The 24,039-nt window shown below is 39.7% G+C and carries 25 protein-coding genes and 1 riboswitch; of the genes, 23 read left to right on the forward strand and 2 right to left on the reverse strand.

All coding sequences use genetic code 11. The annotated features are described in order from the left end of the window. Nucleotides 1–53: 53 nt before the first annotated feature. The gene (gene lysA / locus ACFQWC_RS03160; protein WP_377107227.1) at nt 54–1,355 is read left to right on the forward strand and encodes a diaminopimelate decarboxylase; all 1,302 of its coding nucleotides are present in this window, start codon (nt 54–56) and stop codon (nt 1,353–1,355) included. Between the two features lie 362 nt (nt 1,356–1,717). Further along, nucleotides 1,718–2,089: a GNAT family N-acetyltransferase gene (locus ACFQWC_RS03165; protein WP_299738105.1), complete on the forward strand. Its 372-nt coding sequence runs from the start codon at nt 1,718–1,720 to the stop codon at nt 2,087–2,089. A 29-nt stretch (nt 2,090–2,118) separates the two neighbouring features. Here the strand turns inward: ACFQWC_RS03165 and ACFQWC_RS03170 are convergent, their stop codons facing one another. Next, nucleotides 2,119–2,640, reverse strand: a complete 522-nt coding sequence (locus ACFQWC_RS03170; protein WP_299738102.1) for a DUF309 domain-containing protein — start codon at nt 2,638–2,640, stop codon at nt 2,119–2,121. 181 nt (nt 2,641–2,821) lie between these two features. On the opposite strand from ACFQWC_RS03170, the gene ACFQWC_RS03175 reads away from it, so the two are divergent. The 16 genes from ACFQWC_RS03175 to ACFQWC_RS03250 all read left to right on the forward strand — a co-directional run bounded on the left by ACFQWC_RS03175 (nt 2,822) and on the right by ACFQWC_RS03250 (nt 18,927). Then, a complete protein-coding gene (locus tag ACFQWC_RS03175; RefSeq protein WP_299738099.1) occupies nt 2,822–3,580 on the forward strand; it encodes a segregation/condensation protein A in 759 nt (252 codons plus the stop codon). Further along, a complete protein-coding gene (scpB, locus tag ACFQWC_RS03180) occupies nt 3,573–4,166 on the forward strand; it encodes an SMC-Scp complex subunit ScpB (protein WP_377106024.1) in 594 nt (197 codons plus the stop codon). The genes ACFQWC_RS03175 and scpB overlap by 8 nt, the downstream gene beginning before the upstream one ends. Before the next feature lie 164 nt (nt 4,167–4,330). Next, complete coding sequence (locus tag ACFQWC_RS03185; RefSeq protein WP_377106026.1) at nt 4,331–4,822, forward strand: DUF3907 family protein; 492 nt, start codon at nt 4,331–4,333, stop codon at nt 4,820–4,822. A gap of 149 nt (nt 4,823–4,971) precedes the next feature. Further along, nucleotides 4,972–6,138: a D-alanyl-D-alanine carboxypeptidase family protein gene (locus ACFQWC_RS03190; RefSeq protein WP_377106028.1), complete on the forward strand. Its 1,167-nt coding sequence runs from the start codon at nt 4,972–4,974 to the stop codon at nt 6,136–6,138. Further along, complete coding sequence (locus ACFQWC_RS03195) at nt 6,131–6,724, forward strand: nucleoside recognition domain-containing protein (protein WP_299738090.1); 594 nt, start codon at nt 6,131–6,133, stop codon at nt 6,722–6,724. Before ACFQWC_RS03190 ends, ACFQWC_RS03195 begins: the two co-directional genes overlap by 8 nt. Beyond that, nucleotides 6,725–7,252 (forward strand): spore maturation protein, encoded by a 528-nt coding sequence (locus ACFQWC_RS03200; protein ID WP_299738088.1) that lies wholly within the window; start codon nt 6,725–6,727, stop codon nt 7,250–7,252. Between the two features lie 147 nt (nt 7,253–7,399). Continuing rightward, complete coding sequence (locus ACFQWC_RS03205; RefSeq protein WP_299738086.1) at nt 7,400–8,131, forward strand: pseudouridine synthase; 732 nt, start codon at nt 7,400–7,402, stop codon at nt 8,129–8,131. A 257-nt stretch (nt 8,132–8,388) separates the two neighbouring features. Further along, nucleotides 8,389–8,919 carry a thiol-disulfide oxidoreductase ResA gene (resA, locus tag ACFQWC_RS03210; RefSeq protein ID WP_341356556.1) on the forward strand — a complete coding sequence of 177 codons (531 nt, stop codon included), beginning with the start codon at nt 8,389–8,391 and terminating at the stop codon, nt 8,917–8,919. A gap of 34 nt (nt 8,920–8,953) precedes the next feature. Then, complete coding sequence (gene resB, locus ACFQWC_RS03215) at nt 8,954–10,621, forward strand: cytochrome c biogenesis protein ResB (protein WP_299738082.1); 1,668 nt, start codon at nt 8,954–8,956, stop codon at nt 10,619–10,621. Beyond that, nucleotides 10,605–11,780, forward strand: coding sequence for a c-type cytochrome biogenesis protein CcsB (gene ccsB / locus ACFQWC_RS03220; RefSeq protein WP_299739588.1), 1,176 nt, complete (start codon nt 10,605–10,607; stop codon nt 11,778–11,780). Before resB ends, ccsB begins: the two co-directional genes overlap by 17 nt. A gap of 117 nt (nt 11,781–11,897) precedes the next feature. Beyond that, entirely contained in the window at nt 11,898–12,614 is a 717-nt protein-coding gene (locus ACFQWC_RS03225) for a response regulator transcription factor (protein ID WP_299738080.1), read from the forward strand. Further along, nucleotides 12,611–14,377: an ATP-binding protein gene (locus ACFQWC_RS03230; protein WP_299738078.1), complete on the forward strand. Its 1,767-nt coding sequence runs from the start codon at nt 12,611–12,613 to the stop codon at nt 14,375–14,377. The genes ACFQWC_RS03225 and ACFQWC_RS03230 overlap by 4 nt, the downstream gene beginning before the upstream one ends. A gap of 280 nt (nt 14,378–14,657) precedes the next feature. After that, the gene (sigX, locus tag ACFQWC_RS03235; protein WP_299738076.1) at nt 14,658–15,212 is read left to right on the forward strand and encodes an RNA polymerase sigma factor SigX; all 555 of its coding nucleotides are present in this window, start codon (nt 14,658–14,660) and stop codon (nt 15,210–15,212) included. Continuing rightward, nucleotides 15,184–16,407 (forward strand): hypothetical protein, encoded by a 1,224-nt coding sequence (locus tag ACFQWC_RS03240; protein ID WP_299738074.1) that lies wholly within the window; start codon nt 15,184–15,186, stop codon nt 16,405–16,407. Before sigX ends, ACFQWC_RS03240 begins: the two co-directional genes overlap by 29 nt. Before the next feature lie 634 nt (nt 16,408–17,041). Then, the gene (locus tag ACFQWC_RS03245; RefSeq protein ID WP_299738072.1) at nt 17,042–17,956 is read left to right on the forward strand and encodes a peptidoglycan DD-metalloendopeptidase family protein; all 915 of its coding nucleotides are present in this window, start codon (nt 17,042–17,044) and stop codon (nt 17,954–17,956) included. 112 nt (nt 17,957–18,068) lie between these two features. Then, a riboswitch (FMN riboswitch) is annotated at nt 18,069–18,202 on the forward strand. 155 nt (nt 18,203–18,357) lie between these two features. Beyond that, nucleotides 18,358–18,927 (forward strand): ECF transporter S component, encoded by a 570-nt coding sequence (locus ACFQWC_RS03250; protein ID WP_299738070.1) that lies wholly within the window; start codon nt 18,358–18,360, stop codon nt 18,925–18,927. Nucleotides 18,928–19,034: 107 nt separating this feature from the next. Here the strand turns inward: ACFQWC_RS03250 and ACFQWC_RS03255 are convergent, their stop codons facing one another. Next, entirely contained in the window at nt 19,035–19,283 is a 249-nt protein-coding gene (locus tag ACFQWC_RS03255; RefSeq protein ID WP_032087848.1) for a ferredoxin, read from the reverse strand. Nucleotides 19,284–19,506: 223 nt separating this feature from the next. On the opposite strand from ACFQWC_RS03255, the gene ACFQWC_RS03260 reads away from it, so the two are divergent. From ACFQWC_RS03260 to ACFQWC_RS03280, 5 genes are all read left to right on the forward strand, one after another. Further along, nucleotides 19,507–20,577, forward strand: a complete 1,071-nt coding sequence (locus ACFQWC_RS03260) for a YpbB family protein (RefSeq protein ID WP_341356554.1) — start codon at nt 19,507–19,509, stop codon at nt 20,575–20,577. Then, nucleotides 20,555–22,021 (forward strand): RecQ family ATP-dependent DNA helicase, encoded by a 1,467-nt coding sequence (locus ACFQWC_RS03265; protein WP_299738061.1) that lies wholly within the window; start codon nt 20,555–20,557, stop codon nt 22,019–22,021. Before ACFQWC_RS03260 ends, ACFQWC_RS03265 begins: the two co-directional genes overlap by 23 nt. Nucleotides 22,022–22,030: 9 nt before the next feature. Then, on the forward strand, nt 22,031–22,630 hold the full coding sequence (locus ACFQWC_RS03270; protein WP_299738058.1) for a CPBP family intramembrane glutamic endopeptidase: 600 nt from the start codon (nt 22,031–22,033) through the stop codon (nt 22,628–22,630). Continuing rightward, complete coding sequence (locus ACFQWC_RS03275; protein ID WP_341356551.1) at nt 22,623–23,309, forward strand: LysM peptidoglycan-binding domain-containing protein; 687 nt, start codon at nt 22,623–22,625, stop codon at nt 23,307–23,309. Before ACFQWC_RS03270 ends, ACFQWC_RS03275 begins: the two co-directional genes overlap by 8 nt. A gap of 182 nt (nt 23,310–23,491) precedes the next feature. Continuing rightward, nucleotides 23,492–24,007, forward strand: a complete 516-nt coding sequence (locus tag ACFQWC_RS03280) for a phosphatase PAP2 family protein (protein ID WP_299739586.1) — start codon at nt 23,492–23,494, stop codon at nt 24,005–24,007. The last annotated feature ends 32 nt before the right edge of the window (nt 24,008–24,039 follow it).

The following is a 24,039-nucleotide window of genomic DNA, read 5'->3' on the forward strand; positions in this document are numbered from 1 at the left end:
GTGGTAAATTACGTTTAATTAGAAGAGCATTAAAGAGGGGAATGAGACGTTTCATGTATCTTCATGGATCAGCAGAAATACAAAACGGTCATCTTACCATAGGCGGGGTGAGTACCACAAAGTTAGCAGAACAATATGGTACTCCCCTTTACGTTTATGACACAGCACTTATTAGAGAACGGGCAAGAGGATTTAAAGAGACGTTTGATTCCCTTGGAGTGAAGGCAGAAGTTGCCTACGCAAGTAAGGCATTTTCATGTATCGCGGTCTTTCAATTAATGAAAGAAGAGGGATTATCACTGGATGTGGTTTCAGGGGGGGAGTTATACACTGCGTTAAAGGCAGAATTTCCTCCTGAACGCATCCATTTTAATGGGAACAATAAGTCTAGGGAAGAACTGATGATGGCCATTGAAAACAAAATAGGCTGTATTGTCGTTGATAATTTTTACGAACTGGAACTTGTGAATGAAATTTCACTCTCCTCTGAACAAATGACAAAGGTTTTGTTAAGAGTGACGCCTGGGATTGAAGCCCATACTCATGATTATATACTAACCGGACAAGAGGATTCCAAATTCGGATTCGATTTGGGTAATGGCCAAGCTGAGGAAGCTATGAAAAAGGCGATGAGCCATGATGGGATTGAATTGTTGGGGTTGCATTGTCATATTGGATCCCAAATATTCGAAACAACAGGCTTCATTCTTGCTGCTAAGAAAATTATTGAGAAGGTAGCTCAATGGAAATCACAATATGATTTTGACCCTAAAGTAATCAATTTAGGCGGTGGCTTTGGTATTCGATATACGAAGGATGATGACCCGCTCCCGCCTGCTCTATATGTGAAGGAAATGATTTCTGCTGTAAAAGAGGAAGTTAAAAGATACAATCTCGAAATGCCGGAAATCTGGATTGAACCAGGTCGTTCCCTTGTGGGCGATGCAGGCACCAGCCTTTATAAATTGGGTTCAAGAAAAGAAGTACCAAACATCCGGAAGTACTTAGCGATTGATGGAGGAATGAGTGACAATATCAGACCCGCTCTCTATAAGGCGAAATATGAAGCCTTGATTGCGAATAAAGCAGACCAAACCCCGGAAGAAATTGTATCGATCGCTGGTAAATGCTGTGAATCAGGTGATATGTTGATCTGGGATTTACCCCTTCCTGATTCAGAAGCCGGTGACATTCTTGCCGTGTTCTGTACAGGTGCTTATGGATATTCCATGGCGAATAACTATAATCGTATTCCCCGTCCGGCTGTCGTGTTTGTAGAGAATGGAGAAGCCAGGTTAGCCGTTCAAAGAGAGACGTATGGGGATATGATTTCACTTGATGTAACGTTTAAATAAGCTAGAAAAGTAGTCTTTAAGTATATCGTACTTAAAGACTACTTTTTTATATACTGAATAACATACTTTAACAAATATTGATTTTACTATACAATAACAATGATATATAAAGGTGAATATAGTATAGACAAAGGAGTCATTTATGAAGATCAGCAATAAGGGGTTGTTTTTGTTTTTATTAGTAGCCGGCATAGTGTGGGGCGTCATCTACTGGATGTTCCTGGCTGGGAATTGATTGGTTAAAGTTGATTAATAAAAGTAAATTTAGTAAGATATATAAACATTCATATCAATTAAATTTCTAGTTTTTGTCTAAAATAGGAAATAAATAGATTAGGCATAAAACATAACGAGGGGTAAATATGTTAATTCGGTATAAAAAGGCGTTTGAAAAGATCGCAATGGGATTATTATCTTTCATGCCAAATGAAAAGGATTTGAAGAAGCTTCAACAGACGATGAAGCAATACGAAACTGAAGACAATTGGCAGCTCTTTTTATGGAAAGAAGAGGACATAGTAGGCTTGATTGGAGTCTTCAAGACAGATAGTACATTAGAGATTCAGCATATATCAGTAAACCCATCCCATCGCCATGAAGGAATTGGGAAATCAATGGTGAAGCAGTTAAGAGACATGCATTCAGAGTATGAAGTGAAGCCGAATTCAGACACCGCTTCATTTTTTGAGAAGTGTGATGAGATTGAAGAAGAAGTAAAGGACGAGAAGCAATAAAGAGGACGGCCACCTTGCTTAATAGGTGGTCAGCCTCTTTTTTTTCGTTCTAATGCATTTTTACGCTCCAAAATCACTTCTGTACGGTCTCGTAAGGAATGACGATGAATGAGATCATTATTCGTTAAATCACTTGGAGAACACCATGAGTACCCATTGTCCTTACACAGTGATTGAACTTGCTTAAGGAGAGAAGTCTCCGTGAGGGGAATATTTATGCTCTTATAGGGCTGATTTGTACTTAGTTCATGGCCGGTATCAACAAGCATGTCTTGGAGTTCAGCTGCATGGATTCCTAAGTGAGAGAGTTGTTCCTGATTCACCTCAATATTTTGGATGGCTTTCTTAAATGTTCGGGCTGCTCCAGGAAGATTACCTCTTCTGTAATGGTAAAAACCTACAGCTATCTGGATTAACCCCACCCAGTGGGAAGAGCGGTTCTTAGGGTCCACTTCTTTCCAATATTCTTCTAACACTTCATGACATTCGAAGTAATCACGATTTCCGTGGAAATACATTAAGAATTCTATATAAGGTTTAGGATAAACCATGTGATACCTCCTTTCATATTTTGAGTGTCTGAGTATTTAAAGTGTAGCACATTCTACGTCTTTGCTAAAACGACAGGTACATACTATATAAACAAAAACTTTCTATTGGAGAATAGTGGTCAATCTACTATACTATTAAGTAGCTATCAGGAATGACTGTAATTAGAAATTTGGTGATAAAGTGGAATACAATGTGAAAATTGACGCTTTTGAAGGTCCACTAGACCTTCTTTTGCATCTGATTAACTCGTTGGAAATTGATATATATGATATTCCTATGGCTCAAATTACTGAGCAATATATGTTATATGTACATACGATGAAGAATTTGCAGCTTGATGTTGCCAGTGAATACTTAGTAATGGCTGCTACGTTATTAGCCATTAAAAGTAAAATGCTTCTACCGAAACATGATGAAGGACTTCTAAACGATGAGATTGAATTTGAAGAGGAAGATCCACGTGACGAATTAGTTGAACGATTGATTGAATATCGTAAATTTAAAGAAGCGGCAAATGAGCTGAAGCATCGTGAGGAAGAACGGGGACAAGTGTATACGAAGCCTCCAAGTGATCTTTCGGAATTCACTGAAGAAGTTGATTTGAAGAATAGTGAAGTTCAAGTGTCTTTATATGATATGTTAGGAGCTTTTCATAAATTATTGAGGCGTAAGAAGCTGCAAAGACCCGTTCAAACCAGAATTACCAGACAGGAAATATCCATTGAGAAAAGAATGAATGACATTCTTCATAGTTTACGGAATATCAAAGTGCGTACATCATTTACGAGTCTTTTCCCAACCGATAATAAAGAACATCTCGTAGTTACTTTCCTTGCTGTGCTGGAATTAATGAAACGGAAGCAAATCATTGTCAATCAAGAAAAAAACTTCACAGAAATATTTGTTGAAGCAGGAGAGGAGGTAGGACTTGTTGAATAGCAGTAATTGGAAGGGGATACTGGAAAGCTTATTGTTTGCAGCCGGAGATGAAGGTCTTTCACTCAAGCAAGTCTGTTCCGTATTGGAAATCGGGGAGCAGGAAGCGATGGATGTCATTGAAGAGTTAAAGATGGATTATGAAAAGGATGTCAATCGTGGAATTTATATGATTGAGATAGCTGATACCTTTCAATTAGTTACCAAAAAAAGCAACGCCGATTATTTAAAGAAATTGGTTGAGTCACCAAATGTAAGCTTTTTATCTCAAGCAGCTCTTGAAACACTGGCGATTGTTGCTTATAAGCAGCCTATCACCAGGATGGAGATCGAACAAATCAGAGGTGTTAAAACCGAACGTCCCATTCAGACCCTGACGTCAAAAGGGCTGGTCAAGGAAGTTGGTAGGGCAGAAGGTACGGGTCGTGCCTATTTGTTTGGTACGACGAAAGAATTTCTGGACTATTTCGGACTAAAGAGAATAGATGAACTTCCACCCTTGCCTGAGAATATAGAAGACGAATTCATGCAGGATGAAGCGGATTTATTCTTTGAGAAATTTCAGGAAACGATGGATTCGAAAGAATAGGATAAAATCATATGTAGATAGTGAATAGGCAGGAACTCGGCTATATAATTGGAGGTCCTGCCTGTTTTCATGAGTCCATTGTTCTGAAAATTTTGACGAAATAGAATTTTCAGAACGATGGATTGATAAAATGGAACTAGCAGGGGAAATATGGAGGGGAATAGATGAACGATTTTATTGTGAAAACTCAGGTGCAAGACATACAACCCTTTCTTGAAAATACGATTATTAAATTTGAAGGCTATTTAAATACCGTTACCATACAAGATCTATTAGAGGGGAAACATGGAGATAAAGCTTATTACGAAGGGCTGCTTTCAAATTTAAGAAGACTTCTTGTCTATTGTGAAGAAGGACTGGATGCTTGTACAATCATTGTTCAAACTGAACCCTTCCAGAAGCTGGTTGCCGAAAGAATCCTTTATAAAATCTATCATAAATGCATAGAGGAATATTATTCCCCGCGATATAATCTATGGTTTGAAGATCGTCGTATTACCTATCCCGATCGCAGTGCAATCCGGTTTCGACAAGAACCTCCCGGCTGCTTCGCTACCTTATTAAGAGGTGTGGAAGGAGAGTTTCATAGCATTCGGGAGGAATTAATCGAATTCGAGGTCGAGTATCGAAACCAAAAGCTGCAATCCAAAGAATAGAACATGGAAAACACAGCTGAAAGACTCAGCTGTGTTTTTGTGTGTTTCAGTTTTTTCAAGTTGTACTGTGTTGGCATTTCCAGATTTTCATTCATATTACCCCTTGTCCTGCATAAACTTGTACAAACACGTTAGAACCAAAGGAGTAGATGGGTGTGAATCTAAAGAAAGTGAAATTTTACATAAATTATTTCCTTATCTTTACTTTATTGTTTGTAGTCGTTTCCAATGAAGTTCAGGCCGCACCTTCTGTCAGTTCACAGCGGGCAATTTTAATGGATCAGGAGACGGGGAGGATTCTTTATGAAAAGGATGCTCACAGTCAAAGTCGAATTGCCAGTATTACAAAGATTATGACAGCAATTCTGGCAGTCGAATCCGGAAAGATGGGTAAGGAAGTAACGGTTTCTTCGAATGCAGCTGGTACGGAAGGGTCTTCGCTATACTTAAAAGCGGGGGAGAAGATAAAGCTGGAAGATCTGGTGTATGGGCTTATGCTAAGATCCGGGAATGATGCAGCGGTTGCCATAGCAGAATATGTGGGCGGAAGTCTGGACGGATTTGTTTATATGATGAATGAAAAGGCGAATGAAATCGGAATGGAAAATACTCATTTTTCCAATCCCCATGGTCTTGATGATCATGAGGACCACTATTCAACTGCGTATGATATGGCAGTACTAACGAGATATTCAATGGAGAACGAATTATACAAGAAGATTGCAGGAACTAAGGTTCATACTGCGCCAAATCCAGAAGAAAAATGGGATCGTAAGTGGAAGAACAAAAATAGATTATTAACAGAATTATATAAACATAGTACGGGTGGGAAAACCGGTTACACAAAACGAGCCAAAAGAACGCTTGTGTCCACAGCTTCTAAGGATGGAGAGAATCTCATTGCCGTTACACTCAATGGTCCCGATGATTGGAATGATCATATTGGAATGTTTGAATTCGGGTTTAAGCAATATGATTATAGAATCGTCCTGGAAAAAGGAACGATTGATAAAATGGATGACGAAATATACAAAGATCATGCCTATCTTAAACGTGAATCCGTCCTTACCCTTCAAGATGGTGAAGTGGATGATGTGAAGGTAGAGTATAAAATGTTAAAGCCTAAAGAGGAATGGTTAAAGAATAAAAATGTACCTGAAGTAGTAGGAAAGGCTGTCGTGTATTTAGAAGACGTAGAAGTAGACACTCTTCCCATTTTCTTTAAAACAAAGGGTAAAACAGAAGAAGAAAAAAGCTGGTGGAAGTTCTGGGCATACTCCTTCGAGTCCTTTATAGGAGTCCGGGATCATGGTTAATCTCATTTGGGTCGGGATGACCATCATCGGTTTAGTATTCGCCATTATAAATGGGAAAATGGAAGAAGTAAACGAAGCCATTTTCACATCTGCCAATGAAGCCGTTACCCTCTGTATAGGATTGGTCAGCGTATTGGTGTTTTGGTTGGGAATCATGAGGATTGCTCAAGAAGCGGGTTTATTGGATAAACTGGCCAGGCTGTTCAGACCCTTTGTCACCAGGTTGTTTCCTGAAGTGCCGGATAATCATCCTGCTATGGGATATATATTATCAAATATGATGGCCAATATGTTTGGCCTTGGAAACGCAGCAACACCTCTCGGGATCAAAGCGATGGAGCAATTAAAGGACCTTAATGGAGGAAAAGACTATGCCAGCAGGTCGATGATTACATTCTTAGCGATCAATACGTCAAGTCTTACCATCATTCCCACAACGGTCATTGCGATCCGGATGAAATATGATTCAGCTTCTCCAACTGAAATTGTAGGACCAACCTTAATTGCCACAATGCTATCGACCATCGGAGCCATACTGATAGACCGTTATTTTCATTACAGACGTACTCGTCGTGAGGTGAAATAGATGCAATGGATATCCACCATTTCATTATGGTTAATCCCTATTATGATTGGCTTCATATTGATCTATGGCACCCTTAAAAAGGTACCAACGTATGAAGTGTTTGTAGATGGGGGAAAAGAAGGCATTAAAATTGCCGTATCGATCATTCCTTTCCTCATTGGAATGCTTGTAGCGATTACCATTTTTAGAGAATCAGGAGCACTTGAGTTCTTTGTGAATCTCATCCGTCCGGGATTGCTTGCACTTGGTATACCGCCTGAAATTGTGCCACTTGCCATTATCAGGCCCATTTCAGGAACAGCTGCCCTTGGTATGATGAGTGATATTGTCGCTACCCACGGGCCAGATTCCTTTATCGGAAGACTTGCATCAACCTTACAGGGAAGTACCGATACGACCCTTTACGTATTGACCGTGTACTTCGGGGCAGTAGGGATACGTAAGATGGGAGACGCGCTGAAGGTCGGATTACTAGCCGACGTCGTCGGAATCGTAGCCGCCATCTTCATCGTCACGATTATGTTTTAAGGATTGGCATCTATTAATAATGGAAACAATGAGGTATAAAGAAATCGACTGAAAAGGTCGATTTTTCTTTATACCTTTCTATTTTGCCTGGATTGTGTAATAATTCATGAAGACAAATGTATTGAAAATTAAATGAGGTGAAATACCGTGGAACGATTACAAAAGGTTATTGCTCATAGTGGAGTAGCGTCTCGACGAAAAGCTGAGCAATTAATTATAGAGGGTAAAGTAAAGGTCAATGGTGTAGTAGTGAAGGAATTGGGAACAAAGGTCTCTAATTCAGATAGAGTTGAAGTGACAGGGATTCAGATTGAAAGAGAAAACAAAGTATATTATATGCTTTACAAGCCAAGAGGGGTAATTTCGGCTGTGGCTGACGACAAAGAGCGTCAAGTTGTAACGGACTTCTTCCCTGAAATCCAAGAAAGAATCTATCCTGTAGGAAGACTGGACTATGAGACGTCAGGTATTCTTCTTTTAACCAATGACGGAGACTTCGCTAACTCCCTGATGCATCCAAGTAACGAAATTGAAAAAACATACGTAGCAAGATTAAAAGGCATCCCGCCTAAATTTAAAATCAGAGAACTTGAAAAAGGGATTAAACTGGAGGACGGCATGACTGCTCCTGCAAAAGTGAAAGTGTTAAGTATTGATAAGAAACAAGGGAAATCCATCGTAGAAATCACCATTCATGAGGGCAGAAACCGTCAAGTGCGCAGGATGTTCGAAGCGATTGGGTATCCGGTACAAAAGCTGAAACGGGAAAGATATGCATTCCTGTCTCTCCATGGCTTGAACGCAGGAGAAGGAAGAGAACTTACTCCGCATGAAGTGAAACAGCTGAGAACACTGGCTGAAACAGGAAATATCCGATAAAGAATAGGTTGGAAAGTGTCACATATCCTTCATATAATTTACACTATCTCTAAAGTGATAAATGATATAATGGGAAAGGAATTTTACCCTGAAATCCAAGGGATATTTCCCTGCTTATTATGAAGGAATGGACATTACATTATGGCAGGGACTGATCTCATAAGGGTATTCTTATGACATCAGGCCCTTTGCTACTGTAAAGAGAGAAAAATCATTTCCATTCTTGAGAACGATTTCAATATGGGAGGCACACGTACATGAATAAGAAAAAACGCAGATTACTCATCCGGACAATTATTCTCATTGTGCTGACTTCTGCGGTTGCATATACTCTGTATGCAAACTTTACGAAGGATGAAAGAGGGAGGTTAAAGGTGGGAGATCAAGCGCCTGACTTTGTATTACAAGATATGGAAGGGAATAAACATCGTTTGTCCGACTATGAGGGCCAAGGGGTATTCCTGAATTTCTGGGGAACATGGTGCAAACCATGTGAAAGAGAGATGCCATATATGAATAATCAATATGAAAAATATAAAGATCAAGGTGTACACATATTGGCAGTCAATGTGGGAGAATCAGATTTCCTTATCAATCGATTCGTGTCTAAACACGGGTTGGAGTTCCCTATTTTAGTAGACCAAGAAGAGGAAGTTCAAAATGCGTACGGTATAGATCCGTTACCGACTACATTCCTCATTAACCCTCAAGGTGAAATTGAAAAAATCATTACAGGTACGATGTCAGAAAACGATATCATAGAAGATTTAGAGAGCATCAAGCCTTAGCTCAGCAGTTTAACTTGATATAAGGAGTTTTAACATGAAAGAAATCAAATGTGAATGCGGTCATGTAAATCCTAACGGTACCGTTTTATGCGAATCCTGTGGACGGGCTTTAACGGATGAAGCGAAGAATGAGAAGCTTCATGACATGCGTTATGAGGGTAGTGCAAGGCGTTCCCAAACGTATAACAGATCGATTATCGACAAGATTTGGAATTTCTTTTCATCTGTTAAGGTTGGCGTATGGTTAATTGTCATCACACTTATCGCCTCTGCAGTCGGCACGATTTTGCCCCAGGAACAATATATTCCGAATGGACAGCCAGCAAATGAGTACTATGAAGATGTATACGGCTTTTTTGGAGAGTTATATTACACGTTAGGTTTCCATGATTTATATAGTTCATGGTGGTATCTACTATTAATCGCATCGATTGGAGTTTCCCTCGTGATTTGTAGTCTTGACCGGGTAATTCCCCTCTATCGTGCCCTCAAGAATCAACGTGTTTCCAGACATGTTGGTTTCCTGAAGCGCCAACGAATCTATGGGAAAACAGAATTGGTCGACATCAATGACTCTATAAGTAAAATAAAAGAAAAATTAACACAAAAAAAATATAAGATCCGTGAAGAGGACGGCAACATCCTTGCAGAGAAAAATCGTTTTTCTAGATGGGGTCCCTATGTGAATCATATCGGTCTCATCATCTTCCTATTCGGGGGTATGTTAAGATTCGTTCCTGGAATGTATATTGATGAAACCGTGTGGATCCGTGAAGGTGAGACGAGAGCCGTTCCTGGTACGAAACAAGAATATTACTTAGAAAATAAAGGGTTTACGTTAGAGACATACGATAAAGAAAAAGACAAAGAAGTGTTTGGGGAAGCCATTGATAAGAATGGAACCATCGCCAAGAATTTCCAGTCTGACGTGGTACTGTATAAAGAATCCGGAGATAAACTTCCAGGACAAACGGCTGACCGGGAAGTGGAAAAAGAGGATTCGATCAAAGTAAATCATCCTTTGAAATTTGGAAACTTTGCCGTATACCAAACAAGCTACAAGCTGGATGAATTTAAATCAATGTCCTTTACATTTGATAATAAAGGGTCTGGGGAGAGCTTCGGCAAATTCACCGTCGATCTATTCGATCCTCAAGATACCTACGCATTTGAAGAAGGTTATAAAGTAGAATTGATGGGATATTATCCTGATTTCTCTGGATTTAATGAACAAGGGGAGCCGCAAACCAAGTCTCCTTTACCGAATAATCCTGCATTCCTTTTCAAATTGTTCTCGCCTGAGAAGCCCGATGGTGAAGTGAGCTTTGTAGGGATCCAGCAAAACCTGGAACCGCTTGGTGACAATGAATATAAATTGTCATTTGCAGGTGTGGAGACAAGAGATGTATCTGCTTTAACCGTTCATAAGGACCTCACTCTTTGGATCTTAGCCGTTGGTGGAGCCATCTTTATGATAGGTGTCGTACAAGGTGCTTATTGGCACCACCGAAGAATCTGGATCAGGCGGAGTGAAGATGGAGTCATCGTAGCCGGCCATACGAATAAAAACTGGCATGGATTAAAAAATGAAATCAACTTCGTTTTGGAAGGTACTGGAATACAGGAACCTGAAGATCAACAACAAAAGGACGAAGCAAGGAGGAATGAAGATGTCAACGCTAACAATGGCAGCGTGGAGTAGTAATTTACTCTATGTATCCTTCATGATGTATTTGATTGCTACGTTGTTTTTTGGTGGGAGCATTCGCCAAAAAAATACAACTGAAACGAATCAACAAAAGTGGGGATTAATTGGGATAGTTTTAACCCTTATTGGATTTGCCGCTCAAATAGGTTACTTCTTTTTAAGATGGGGAGCAGCAGGACACGCTCCGGTAAGTAATTTGTTTGAATTTACAACCTTTTTCGGAATGATGCTTGTCGGAGCCTTTATCATTCTTTACTTTATGTATAAGACAACGATACTTGGTGTCATTGCGTTACCATTTGCACTTTTGGTGATCGCCTATGCCAGTATGTTTCCTAAAGACATTAGCCCATTGATTCCTGCTCTTCAAAGTGATTGGTTGAAAATCCACGTCACAACTGTTTCAGCAGGGGAAGCGATTTTATCCATCAGTTTTGTGGCAGGGTTAATCTACTTATTGAAATCAGTGCAACATACAAAAGGAAGCAAGCAATCGTTTTGGCTTGAAACCGTCATGTATTCTTTAGTTGTCGTATTAGGGTTTGTAGTGGCATCAACTGCCTTTACCCTGGGGAATTACGAAGCGAACTTTCAATATGTAAATCAAGAAGGGACAGAAGCGGTTTCTGAATACACACTCCCGGCTCTTGTCGGACCGAATGAAGGCCGACTATTAACCGACAACGTAATGGAGCCGCTTGTAGAAATGCCAGCCCTTATTAACGCTAAGAAACTAAATACCGTTATTTGGTCGTTTCTGATTGGAACAGGTATTTATCTACTATTACGTTTAATCTTCAGAAAGCGTATTGCTGCAAAATTACAGCCATTGGTGAAAAATGTGAATCTGGATCTAATGGACGAAATTGGTTATCGCTCCGTTTTAATCGGTTTTCCAGTCTTTACACTTGGCGGACTCATCTTCGCCATGATTTGGGCGCAAATTGCCTGGACGCGATTCTGGGGTTGGGACCCTAAAGAAGTGTGGGCATTAATTACATTCTTATTTTATGCAGCCTTTCTGCACCTACGCCTATCTAAAGGATGGCACGGTGAGAAATCCGCGTGGTTAGCCGTGATCGGGGTTGCCATTATTCTTTTCAACCTGGTGGCCGTTAACCTTATTATCGCAGGGTTGCATTCATATGCTTAAATAATGAACGGGAGGGAGCTGACGATAGTGAGAATGATATTCTCTTTGAGTCAGCTTCTTTTTTCATATAAAATATAGGATAATATGGTTTAATTAGACAAAAGGGGGATATTACCCATGGAGGAAAACATTAGAATTTTAGTTGTTGATGATGAAGACCGGATTCGTAGACTTTTAAAAATGTATCTTGAAAGAGAAAACTATGAAATTGATGAAGCAGAGAATGGAGAAGAAGCATTAGCGCTTTCTCTCGAGAATAATTACGACTGTATCTTACTGGATATCATGATGCCGGGGATGGATGGGATCGAAGTATGTCAGCATCTTCGTGAAAAGAAAGCGACTCCCGTGATCATGCTCACTGCTAAAGGAGAAGAAGTGAACAGAGTGCAAGGGTTCGAAGTTGGAACAGACGACTACATAGTGAAACCTTTTTCTCCTCGCGAAGTGGTTTTGAGAGTGAAAGCGCTATTAAGACGTTCTTCAAAGACGAGCTTTATTCAAACAGACGCGAAGACGAAGGACCTGATCGTTTATCCTCATCTTACCATCGATAATGATGCCCACCGGGTAACTGCTGATGGAAAAGATGTGAACCTGACACCGAAGGAATACGAATTGTTATATTTCCTTGCCAAAGCTCCAGACAAAGTGTTTGACCGTGAGCACCTGCTCAAGGAAGTATGGCATTATGAATTTTTCGGAGACCTGCGCACAGTTGATACTCATGTAAAGCGATTAAGAGAAAAACTGAATAAAGTTTCTGAGATGGCTGCAAAAATGATTGTGACCGTATGGGGAGTAGGATACAAATTCGAGGTAACCAATGAATGAGGCTCTGGCGTAGTGTTGTAGGAAAGCTATGGCTAACGATCCTGCTCTTAGTTTCCTTTGTGTTATTTATCCTTACGATTCTTTTACTGGAATTCTTTCAAAACTATCACGTCGATGTGGTTGAAAAAGAATTAACCCATACGGCTGAAAAAGTGGCGAGGGTCATTCAGAATCATAAAGACTTGGAGCTCGGGATGGAACTGGGTAAAGAAATCATTGATGACCCGATAAACATCATTATCTCCTTAGATCAAAATGAGTCACTTTATTCACAGGATTCTACAGAATTTCAAAAGAATATTCACGACTATATTTCAGAAGATGAACAACTTCAATCAGTGAAAACAAAAGAAATTACCGTCAAGAAAGAGATTGAATTATCCTCGGAAATGTCATCGAACCGTTATGAAAACGTCATTATTGTCGGGACGCCCTTGCATATCAATGAAGAAGATGGAGCTGTGTATCTCTATCAGTCCCTTGGTGTTATTAAAGATACTACTCGTCAAACAACGAAACTGATTTTGCTTGCTGCCGGGATTGCCATTATTTTAACAACCATTTTTGCTTTCTTCCTTTCTACGCGTATCACCGCACCATTAAGGAAAATGCGGGAAGCAGCCTTTGAGGTAGCAAAGGGTAAATTTGATACAAAGGTTCCGATTTTGACGAAGGATGAAATCGGTGAACTTGCAACAGGGTTTAACCAAATGGGTAGGCAGTTAAAGTTTCACATTAACGCACTGAGCCAGGAGAAAGAGCAGCTTTCCTCGATATTAAGCAGTATGGCTGATGGCGTCATCACCTTTAATCGGGACGGCACGATCTTAATTACCAATCCGCCGGCGGATAGATTCCTGCAGCATTGGTATTATGAGCAAAGCGAAAGCAGTGAGGAAGCCATCCCTACTACTGTAAAAGAATTATTACAAAGCGTGGTCGTGACAGAAATGGAACAGACCGGTGAACTGAGTCTGCAAGGACGTTCGTATGTGGTGATTATCAGTCCTCTTTACAACAACAACAACATCAGAGGAGCAGTGGCGGTCGTCCGCGATATGACAGAAGAGCGAAGATTGGATAAGCTTCGGAAAGATTTTATTGCAAATGTATCCCATGAACTCCGTACGCCAATCTCTATGCTTCAAGGATATAGCGAAGCGATCGTTGATGATATTGCTGAAACTGAAGAAGAAAAGAAAGAGATAGCCCGAATTATTTATGATGAATCATTGCGCATGGGCCGTTTGGTCAATGACCTTCTGGATTTGGCTCGTATGGAGGCGGGGCATATCACTCTTAATAAAGACGTAATAGGTATCATGCCTTTCACCGAAAGAGTGACCAATAAATTTATTGGACTGGCCAAAGAAAAAAAGGTCTCCATATTCTTTGAAAGTGATGTAGGGATCAAAAATGAAATTCATATGGACCCGGACAGAATCGAACAAGTATTAACCAATCTTATTGATAATGCTTTAAGACATACTCCTACAGGCGGGGAAGTAACGGTATCCCTGACGGAAAGCAAGGGCGGTTATTTGTTTCACGTAAAAGACACGGGTTCAGGAATTCCTGAAGAAGATCTTCCTTTTGTATTTGAGCGCTTCTATAAAGCAGATAAAGCCAGGACAAGAGGGAAGTCAGGCACAGGTCTTGGCTTAGCAATCGCGAAGAACATTATTGAGTCCCATAAAGGTCATATTCAAGTGCAAAGTAAAGTCGATCAAGGGACAACCTTCACTTTCTTTCTTCCTATTTAGCCAAGAATCGATGGTATCCATAGAAACTTGACGATTTTTCTTGTTACATGGGAAACATTCTTTATTTTTTGGCTGCTCGTAGAAAACGTTGTTGAAAAAGTGATAAAAATAAATAGGAATAACTGGAGAAGTCAACAGGGGGAAAAGCACCCTGTTGGCTTTTTATTTGTAGAGAATCTTGTGAATAAAGTCTTTCCTTTTTACCGGTTAAATACTATATTGATAGTGTGTAACTTTTTCACATAAAAAACGACTAATAAATTGACGGGGAGGGGAACAAGTGGACTCCGTTTTTGAGAAATTATACTCTGATTATCATCAAGATGTATTTCAATTTCTAATATATATGGTACAGAATAAGCAGCAGGCTGAAGACCTGGTGCAGGAAGTATATATCCGGGTGCTTAAATCTCATGAGCGTTTTGAAGGCAAAAGCTCAGAAAGAACATGGCTTTTTTCGATTGCAAAAAATGTAGCCATTGATCATTTTAGAAAACAAAAGAATTGGAAGAATCGAATATTGGATAAATTCGATTGGAGCCGAAACGATGTGACAGACGACGTGGCACTCCCGGAAGAAATTGCCGTTGCGAAGGAAGAAATTAAAGTATTGTACGAGTGCTTAAAACAATGTTCGACGGATTATCGAATGGTGATTATTATGCGATATTTACAAGAACTTTCAATCGCTGAAACATCTGAAGTTTTAGGCTGGACTGAAAGTAAAGTGAAAACGACCCAGCATCGAGCCATCAAATGGTTAAGAATTGAAATGAATCAACGGCTACAAAAGGGGGAAAGAGACATTGAAGCAGTCAGAATGGAAAGATCGTGATATAGAGGACCTTGTCAAAAAGCTTCCTCGAATCAAAGATGATCGAACTCCTCAATCAATTTACGCAAGGATGGAGCGTCAGAACAAAAAGAGATTCTTTGCTTTAAACCGTTTAATTCCAACAGTCGCTGCGCTGGCAGCCATATTCATTATGGTTATGCTTGCTCCAACCGTATTAAATCAATTCAATGAAAATAGTATGGGAAAGTCTGAAATGAAATCCGAATCATCTGGCAGGGACATAACAGTGAAAAAGGCAGAAGAATCAGAGGGAAGTTCCGAAATGGTTCAAGACTCTGACAAGGAGCAAATTACGACTGAAAACGAGAATAATCAGCTAAGTATGGCTGAGTCTGAAAAAAGCCTTAAACCGCTTACAGAAGACAGATTATCTCTATATGAAGAAGACTTGGAAGGAAAGGACTACTATTCCTATGGACTTGTTTCTCCCGAAGCGGTACCTGTTCCCGTCTCGGTAGTCGACGACCCGGCAGAAGATGAAGAAAGCTGGTTGGCCCGACACGAACAACTTGCCGGTGTATTACCTGAAGGAAGCTGGGGAATGGAAGACTTTCTTCCCCTGAAAGGAAAATTCACCCTTGAAGACCGCAAAGTCATCTTCACTCTGGATGCAGATCATTCGTATAGTGGGAGTAGTTCGGTGGAATACGCTTTTTATCATTCTCTACTTTACTCATTTCAACATCAGGATTTAAACGAAGTGGTTCTTCAAGAACAAGACGGGTCAGTTCCGCAATTCAGTTCTACCGGGGAATTCTCAAAAGTCGATCTAACAGAAGAGGTTCATACGGCATATTTTCTATATTCACCAAATGGTAGAGAGCGCTTCCTTGTGCCGGATAACATAAACAGAGGAAATGTCAAAGAGTCCATTCAAGCAATGAAAAGATCCGACAAAAACCTTTTCCAAAGTGTGATTCCGAAAAACATCAATATTAGTGTTTCAGATTCAGATGACTATTTAACCATTAACTTCTTAAATGAATTGGATATTGAAACCTTAGATAAGGACACAGCTCTGGAGATGATAGAAGGTTTATTGCTGACAAGCAAAAGCTCCGGTTATGAAAGGGTTCTATTTGAAAATATTAAGCAGGAAAGCTGGAATGGATTCGAGTTCAACGAACCAATTGAGACACCGATCAGCCCGAATAAGAAAAGCTTAGAAAATTAGATGTGATGGAAAGACTGGAAGCGGGGAAGTAATCCGTTTCTGGTCTTTTTTTATGTGTAACTCCGGCGACTAGAGGCTCGAGGTCATAAGTCAAACATGCCAAAAAGGCAAAGGACGCCTTTTCGGCATGTTCGACTTATGCTTGTCGCCTCTGACCAAGCCGCCTCCGCATTTGTGTCATCCAGCTCCGGCGGCCAGCCCCTCGAGGTCATATGCTAAATTGGCCAAGAAGGCAAAGGACGCCTTCCAGGCCAATTCATCTTATGCTTGTCGGGGCTGACCAAGCCGCCTCCGCTTTTGGGATGTCTAGCTGCGCCTCCTAGTCCCTCGAGGTCACTTTGGAAAAATGGCATAAGGCAAAGTACGCCTTTTGCCATTTTCCCAAAGTGCTTGTCGGGCCTGATCAGTCGGCTCCGCATTTCCGTGTATATTTATCTCAAACTTAGACAAACTACTCAAAGGAAAATTATCTCATTCTGTTATGAATATTGAAGGGGGCATGTACATATAGTGGGGAGTGCATGAAATGAAGGTGAGAAGGCAAGAATGGTTTAATGCGTGAAAAGGTAGCGGTAGTGTCGCTTCAGTCGGGAAGAAATAAAGGTATTGCGTCAAATGGGTAAGGAGGACAAGCATGGTTTTGGATTATGTTAGAAGGTTATTAATCGTATTTCTGTTAGCGTTGTGTGTGAGCTTTATGTTCTTTACTGGAAAGATAGCGAAAGCAGAGACGAATGAGATCGCGGAAGAAACGGTATCCTGGACATTTCCAGTTGAAGGGGTGATAACCGACTCGTATGGGACAAGGTCAGGTACACATAAAGGTATGGACATAGGAGGAGATATCGGTTCTCCTGTTTATTCAGTAGCTAAAGGTAAAGTCACTAAATCCTATCTTTCTGCAAGCTACGGCCATGTAGTATTTATTAGGCACGATAACGGATACGAAACCGTTTATGCTCATCTTGAAAACCGGTTTGTAGAAGAAAATCAAGAGGTGGGTCAAGGTGAACAGCTTGGAAGTTTAGGAAACACAGGCAGGTCGACAGGAGCCCACTTGCATTTTGAAGTGCATAGGGGGAAATGGACGATCGATAAGGAGAATGCAATCGATCCCTATATGGTATTTGGACAAGGTCAGGTTGGGCAGCTTGTGTTTGCTCAGGAGAAAGATCCTTTTCAGGCAGTGGATGTTTCCGGAACACCTGAAAGCACCCATGGTGTAAGCTCTGCAGAAGAAGTTCAATCTAATGAAAAACAGGTAAGTCATATCGTACATAAAGGGGAGACCCTCTGGGGGATTTCTCAGCAATACAATATATCTGTGGAGGATATTAAGAGTGCCAATGAGTTAAATGACACCAATTTGGTGGTTAACCAGTCTTTAGACATCCCTCAATCAGCAGGGAGTAGGTATGTAGTGAAACAAGGAGACACCTTATACTCCATTTCAGTCGCACAAGGAATTGATGTGAATGAATTGGTGGCTTGGAACGGATTGGATCTTAAGACGCCTATCTATCCGCAGCAAGTTTTAAAGCTGCAATAATAGATGTGTAAACTTTATAGAATCAGGTTAATCAAATTTATTTCGAATTCGAACTTTTTCCTTCACATAATCCCCATCCTTATGTATAATGAGAATGTATAAAAAAATAAAGATTCGTCTTCGGGGCAGGGTGAAATTCCCTACCGGCGGTGATGAAACATTTGTTTCTAAGCCCGCGAGCCTTTTGGGGCAGGATTTGGTGCGATTCCAAAGCCGACAGTATAGTCTGGATGGGAGAAGATGAGGGTTTATGCCAAAACGTTTAGAAAAAGGGAAGCTAGACGTTTATTCGGGTATGCCTTATCATTCTCCTAGATATACGTATCTAGGGGTTTTTTAATGCTACCTTTGGCTTGAGCTATCTTCGATATGAGATGAATCTCCTAAAGGAGAGAGGTTTTATGAGAAAAATGAATACGCGCATGTTTGTAACGGTTGGTATGTTAAGTGCCATATCCTATGTGTTGATGTTGTTTAACTTCCCGATTCCACCATTTCCAAAGTTTTTAATGGTAGATTTTAGTGACGTTCCTGCGTTAATTGCAACTGTGACATTAGGTCCTCTGGCAGGGATATTAGTTGAATTATTTAAAAATGTAATTGACTACATTATGACAGGAAGCGATACCGGCGTCCCAATTGGTCATGTAGCCAATTTTATGGCGGGAGTACTTTTAATTCTACCGACATATTATATTTATTCACGCTTTCAATCTAAAAAAGGACTGTTGATTGGTCTCATCACAGGTACTGTGGTCATGAGTATTAGCATGGGGATTCTTAATTATTTTGTGTTCCTGCCTGCTTATAAATACTTTATGAATTTTGAGCTTCCAGCTGAAATAATCATTACAGGAATTGTCCCATTCAACATTTTAAAAGGAATTTTAGTAACAACGGTCTTCATCTTACTATTTGTCCGCCTTCAAGGCTGGTTATCAAGACAGGTAGCCCTGAACAAAGCGGCATAGAGCTAATATAAATCGTAAACCCCTCAATCACAATTGAGGGGTTTTTCTAATATTTTCAATGTAAAAAGAAAAAGCTAAGGAGAATTTCTCCTTAGCTTTTGTGATTACTATTCAAACTTAAGTGCGTCTCCATCAAAAGGTTCGTCAGCTACTTTAATGGAATCAGTAGGACAACCTTCAAATGCATCAATCATATCATCTTCCAATACGTCAGGAACTTCAACCGTTCCTTGGTTATCGTCTAATGTTACAAATGCAATACCTTCATCATCATAGTCGTAAATATCTGGAGCAGCAGCCCCGCACGCTCCACATGCAATGCATGTATCCTTGTCAACGATCGTATATTTTGGCAAAGAAAAAACCTCCCGAGTAAATAATTCTATATAATTCATCATTATACACAATGTAAGTTTGTGAAAAATCACTTAATGTTTATTTTATAGAGGATTGTATAACTTTTCAATAGTTAGGTGGTTTCTTTTTATTTTTATCCTATATATGAAAAACAAAACATGGTTAAACAACAAATTCATGGTACAATATTTGACAATAACCTACATGTTAAGGAGTAGAGAATTGACCTATCTTAATTATGTGATTTTATATTGTCTCTTGCAAATAAATGGAGAGCGTTCAATTTACTCTGTTTTTCATATCTTAAAAGGAAAAAAATCCTCCCAGTCGATCCAGGATGCCCATATCTTTTATTTGCAGCCGTTTTTCCTTTCTTTACCTAAGCTTAAACGAGCGTACTTTAATCAGAAGGTAAAGGAATTAGAGAAAGTGGGGTATGTCATTGTCGACGAAAGTGGGAAAGCGACTGTGACCACTGATGGTATGATTTCTGTCAAAAATGATTTTCAAGGTGACTCATTTCCATCAAATATGAATGGACTCGTTTACGGTGATCAAACGGTTCTGTTTTGGAAAAGATTAAGCCTCCTTGTTCAAGTTCTTTCGAACGGGAAACAGCAGGAAACGCTCTATTTTCCTGTGCAACGCAACAAAAATGTTCAAGATTGGGTGAAGGGCTGCCTAAAAGCGAACCCTAATATCGATAATTTATCTTCCGCTCTATATAAGGAGCTGCACAGCCTGTTAACCAGGCTATCCCAAACCTTGGATCCCAACATCCTTGTTTTCCGCTTAACTGGATACAAGGATTATGGATGGACAGAACTGCAGGTTTCGGAGAAATTAAATATGCATCAAGAAGAATTCCGTTTTAAATTTCTTAATTTAGTACACGGTATGTTATCAGAATTAGAAAAGGAATGTTCAACTTACCCTATACTATATTCCATCGGCTTAAAAAGTGATCAACAGCAAAACCTGACAATTTCTACAAGTAAAACATATGAGTTGTATCAAAAAGGGCATACAATCGAAGAGATCTCACGTATACGTGATTTAAAAATAAACACCATTGAAGATCACGTGATCGAATTAATTTTAACACAGAAAGAATTTACCATTGAGCCGTTTATTTCTCAAGAAGAATATCAGAATGTATTGATGGTGATGAAAGACGCGAAAACCAAAAGGCTGAAACCGATTAAAGAAAAGCTTCCTCATTTATCTTATTTTCAAATTCGGGTAGCGATCGCAAAGGCAGGTGAGAACCGTGAAGTTGCAACAAGAGCTTAAAAAGAGATTTGGCTATTCTTCTTTTAGAAAAGGACAGAAGGAAATCATTCAATCCGTCCTGGATAGACGAGATACGGTGGCGATGCTCCCTACAGGAACCGGTAAGTCTCTGTGCTATCAATTGCCCGGATATCTAATGAGGGGACAAGTGTTAATCGTTTCTCCTCTTCTGTCATTAATGCAGGATCAAGTGGAACAGATGAAAATAATGGGAGAAAAAAGGGTGATCGCACTTAATTCATTTTTACCCTATATGGAGAGAAAAGCGGCTCTTGAGCAATTACATCTATACAAGTTCATCTTCATATCACCAGAAATGGTCATGAATCCCGGTATCATCTCATCCCTTCAAAGATTAGATATATCCCTGTTCGTCACGGATGAAGCTCATTGTATTTCGCAATGGGGTCCTGATTTCAGGCCGGATTACTTGAAGCTGGGAGAGCTTAAAGACAAGCTTGGGAATCCAACCACATTGGCGTTAACGGCCACTGCTACTGAAGAAGTAAGGAAGGACATTAGAGAAGTGCTTCAAATGGATGAAGCAGTAGAAAAAGTCTACTCAGTAGATCGTGAAAATATAGGTTTGTTTGTCGAGAAGGTCACGAATCATAACGAAAAGCTGGATTCCCTTCTAGAATGCATTACAAAATGGGATGGACCGGGAATAATCTATTTTTCAAGTAAACGAATGGCAGAAGACGTTTCTTTTTGGCTAGGGGAGAACGGTGTAACAGGTGTCGCTCATTATCATGGTGGGATGGAGCAGGAAGATCGGATTTTAATTCAGCAGCAATTTCTATCCAACAAGCTAAGGATCATATGTGCCACTTCAGCCTTTGGAATGGGTGTAAATAAAGAAAATATCCGATTTGTCATTCATTTTCATTTCTCTTCAAGTATAGAAGCGTTTCTACAAGAAATCGGAAGAGCTGGACGGGATGGAGAAGGTAGTGTGTCTGTCGTGTTATACTCTGAACAAGACCTTTCGATCCCTTTGCAGCTTATTCAAAGTGAATTACCTGAAGACGCACAGATACAAGGATATGTAAAGGAAGGCAGACAGGGTCAGACAAAAGAGATAGTCGATCTGTTGCAACTGTCAGAGGTTCAATATCGATTTCTTACTTATTATGCAGATGAGCTGACTCAAGGACAGGCACTTAATGATGATAGATTGATAGAAAAAATGAAACAAATACGGAACAATCGTTTACAATACAAGAAGGACAAACTGATTTCAATGATCGAGTGGATACAGGTCAGCTCTTGCAGAAGAGAGAGACTCCTTCATTATTTCGACGAAGTGCTTCAAAAGGAGAATAGTTTCTGCTGCGATCAATGCGGTTATACTCTTAAGGATTTCAAGAGTCAACCTTTTACCGCTGTCGCCCCAATAGAAACATCATGGGAAAAAAGGTTGGAAAAATTATTATTAGGATAAGTGGTAACGATGCAGAAACAAGGGGAAATCATACAACAGCTTACCAAGAAGCAGTTAACATTTCATTTGTATTTTACTCAAATTTTACTATTAACGATTGCCTTGGGATTAGGTATATTTTTATTTGATACATGGTCTGAATTTTGGAAACAGTTCTATATGTCCTCATCTATTTTAACAATTGGACTAACAAGCGGCTTAATTATTGTGGCCATCGACATCATATTAATGAAGCATTTACCGAGTAGATACTACGATGATGGCGGGGTGAATGCACGAATATTTACGAATAGAAGTATTGGAGAAATTGCTTTACTGGCTTTTTTCATTAGCATAAGTGAAGAAATATTATTCAGAGGTGTACTGCAATTTCACTTTGGCTTAATTATTTCAAGCATTATATTTGCTCTCATTCATTTCAGGTATTGGGCTCACTGGTTTTTAATTGTTAATATAGTCCTGCTTAGCTTTTGGATCGGTTTCATTTATGAACAAACAGAGAATTTATTGGTAACAATCATTATGCACTTTGTTATCGATTTCTTACTAGGTTTACACATGCGTAAGAAAGGAAGACAAGGGAGTAAAGAAGGGATGTCTCATGAGTAAAGACCCATATCGAGATCAGGCAGCGAGATTAAAGCAAAAAATTGAACGAGTCCCAGCGGAAGTGCCAGACAAAAAAAGAGAGACTCTCCCAGCCAGAAGTGAGCTGCATAGAGAGAAAAAGAAGAATAAGAACAAATTGAAAATGAAGTATCCATTGATTAGTATGCTGCTCTTATTTTTTATTCTTTTGCCATTGACTGTGTTCAGCATTTATTCTTATTTCGATAATAGAAATGGTCCCCTGGTGGTCATGTCTGAAGATGTGGATGACGTGGAAGAGGTTCGCTACGATCAGGCAGATAGTGATAACGAAGAGAGTGACACAGAGTCTGATCCCAAAAAAGAAGATGAGCCTTCTACAGGTGACAATAAACAAGAACCGGCTAAAGAGGCTGCTTCTTCTAATGCAGGTAAGGAACAACAAGCCCCATCTTCTCCACCCGCTAATCAAGAAACGGTAGAGGAAAAGCCGGAAGTAGAAGTAAAAGAGGAAACAAAGGAAGAACAGCCAATGTACAAGATCGTATATCACACGGTACAACCTCAGGAAACACTCTTCCGAATTGCGATGAAATACTACAATTCACAATCAGGAGTTGACCGTATCAAAGAGTGGAATCATATTCAAGATAATGAAATTCAGACAGGACAAGTATTAGAAATTCCGTTAGACCAATAAAAAAGCACTCTCCCCACATCAGTTGGGGTGAGTGCCTTTTTTGTCTTCGTTTATCATTTACAATTCCTTTGCAACAATTTTTAATAATATTTACATTGATTTATTAGAAGGGTTACAAACTGAAAATATAATAAAGTTGACAGTACTTTTAAGACAAAGAAGGGGTTGGTCTGGTGGACAGAATGATTACGCGATTTCGAAAAGTAGATGATTTGTTGTTTTACAGAATTAATGGCAGTAAACAGCTGTATCGTTCATTCTTCGGTATTGTTACTCATTTGGGAGGAGCGAGGCTTACGGTAGCCTCCATTCTGATCCTGTTTTTCTTGAGCCAGTACTATACATCTATGAAGAAAACCGTAACGGTCGCAATGATCTCATTATGTATCAGTCATATTTTTATGACCATCATTAAGAAATTGGTAAAAAGAATCCGTCCTTATCTATCATTACCAAATGCGATGGTTCACGGCTATGAATTTAAAGACCATTCATTTCCGTCTGGTCACTCAACCGCAATTTTTGCCATTTCGATTCCTTTTATGATTCAGTATCCGGCAACGATTCTGATCCTATTTCCATTAAGTTGGTTGGTTGGATATTCAAGAGTAGTTCTGGGGGTCCATTATCCTTCAGATGTACTGGCAGGAGCATTCCTTGCATTTGCTACCACTTTAATGGTTCTATTGTTTATCTGATAAACCCATAGACTTTACAGATTGCACGGCAA

The organism is Rossellomorea sp. GCM10028870, from assembly GCF_042666755.1.
GTDB lineage: Bacteria > Bacillota > Bacilli > Bacillales > Bacillaceae_B > Rossellomorea.

Bases quoted from the DNA above. Each gene is read 5' to 3' on its own strand.
- lysA (WP_377107227.1), top strand. From the start codon at position 54: ATGTATCTTCATGGATCAGCAGAAATACAAAACGGTCATCTTACCATA.
- ACFQWC_RS03165 (WP_299738105.1), top strand. From the start codon at position 1,718: ATGTTAATTCGGTATAAAAAGGCGTTTGAAAAGATCGCAATGGGATTA.
- ACFQWC_RS03170 (WP_299738102.1), bottom strand. From the start codon at position 2,640: ATGGTTTATCCTAAACCTTATATAGAATTCTTAATGTATTTCCACGGA.
- ACFQWC_RS03185 (WP_377106026.1), top strand. From the start codon at position 4,331: ATGAACGATTTTATTGTGAAAACTCAGGTGCAAGACATACAACCCTTT.
- ACFQWC_RS03190 (WP_377106028.1), top strand. From the start codon at position 4,972: ATGGGTGTGAATCTAAAGAAAGTGAAATTTTACATAAATTATTTCCTT.
- ACFQWC_RS03195 (WP_299738090.1), top strand. From the start codon at position 6,131: ATGGTTAATCTCATTTGGGTCGGGATGACCATCATCGGTTTAGTATTC.
- ACFQWC_RS03200 (WP_299738088.1), top strand. From the start codon at position 6,725: ATGCAATGGATATCCACCATTTCATTATGGTTAATCCCTATTATGATT.
- resA (WP_341356556.1), top strand. From the start codon at position 8,389: ATGAATAAGAAAAAACGCAGATTACTCATCCGGACAATTATTCTCATT.
- resB (WP_299738082.1), top strand. From the start codon at position 8,954: ATGAAAGAAATCAAATGTGAATGCGGTCATGTAAATCCTAACGGTACC.
- ccsB (WP_299739588.1), top strand. From the start codon at position 10,605: ATGGCAGCGTGGAGTAGTAATTTACTCTATGTATCCTTCATGATGTAT.
- ACFQWC_RS03225 (WP_299738080.1), top strand. From the start codon at position 11,898: ATGGAGGAAAACATTAGAATTTTAGTTGTTGATGATGAAGACCGGATT.
- ACFQWC_RS03230 (WP_299738078.1), top strand. From the start codon at position 12,611: ATGAGGCTCTGGCGTAGTGTTGTAGGAAAGCTATGGCTAACGATCCTG.
- ACFQWC_RS03245 (WP_299738072.1), top strand. From the start codon at position 17,042: ATGGTTTTGGATTATGTTAGAAGGTTATTAATCGTATTTCTGTTAGCG.
- ACFQWC_RS03250 (WP_299738070.1), top strand. From the start codon at position 18,358: ATGAGAAAAATGAATACGCGCATGTTTGTAACGGTTGGTATGTTAAGT.
- ACFQWC_RS03270 (WP_299738058.1), top strand. From the start codon at position 22,031: ATGCAGAAACAAGGGGAAATCATACAACAGCTTACCAAGAAGCAGTTA.
- ACFQWC_RS03275 (WP_341356551.1), top strand. From the start codon at position 22,623: ATGAGTAAAGACCCATATCGAGATCAGGCAGCGAGATTAAAGCAAAAA.
- ACFQWC_RS03280 (WP_299739586.1), top strand. From the start codon at position 23,492: ATGATTACGCGATTTCGAAAAGTAGATGATTTGTTGTTTTACAGAATT.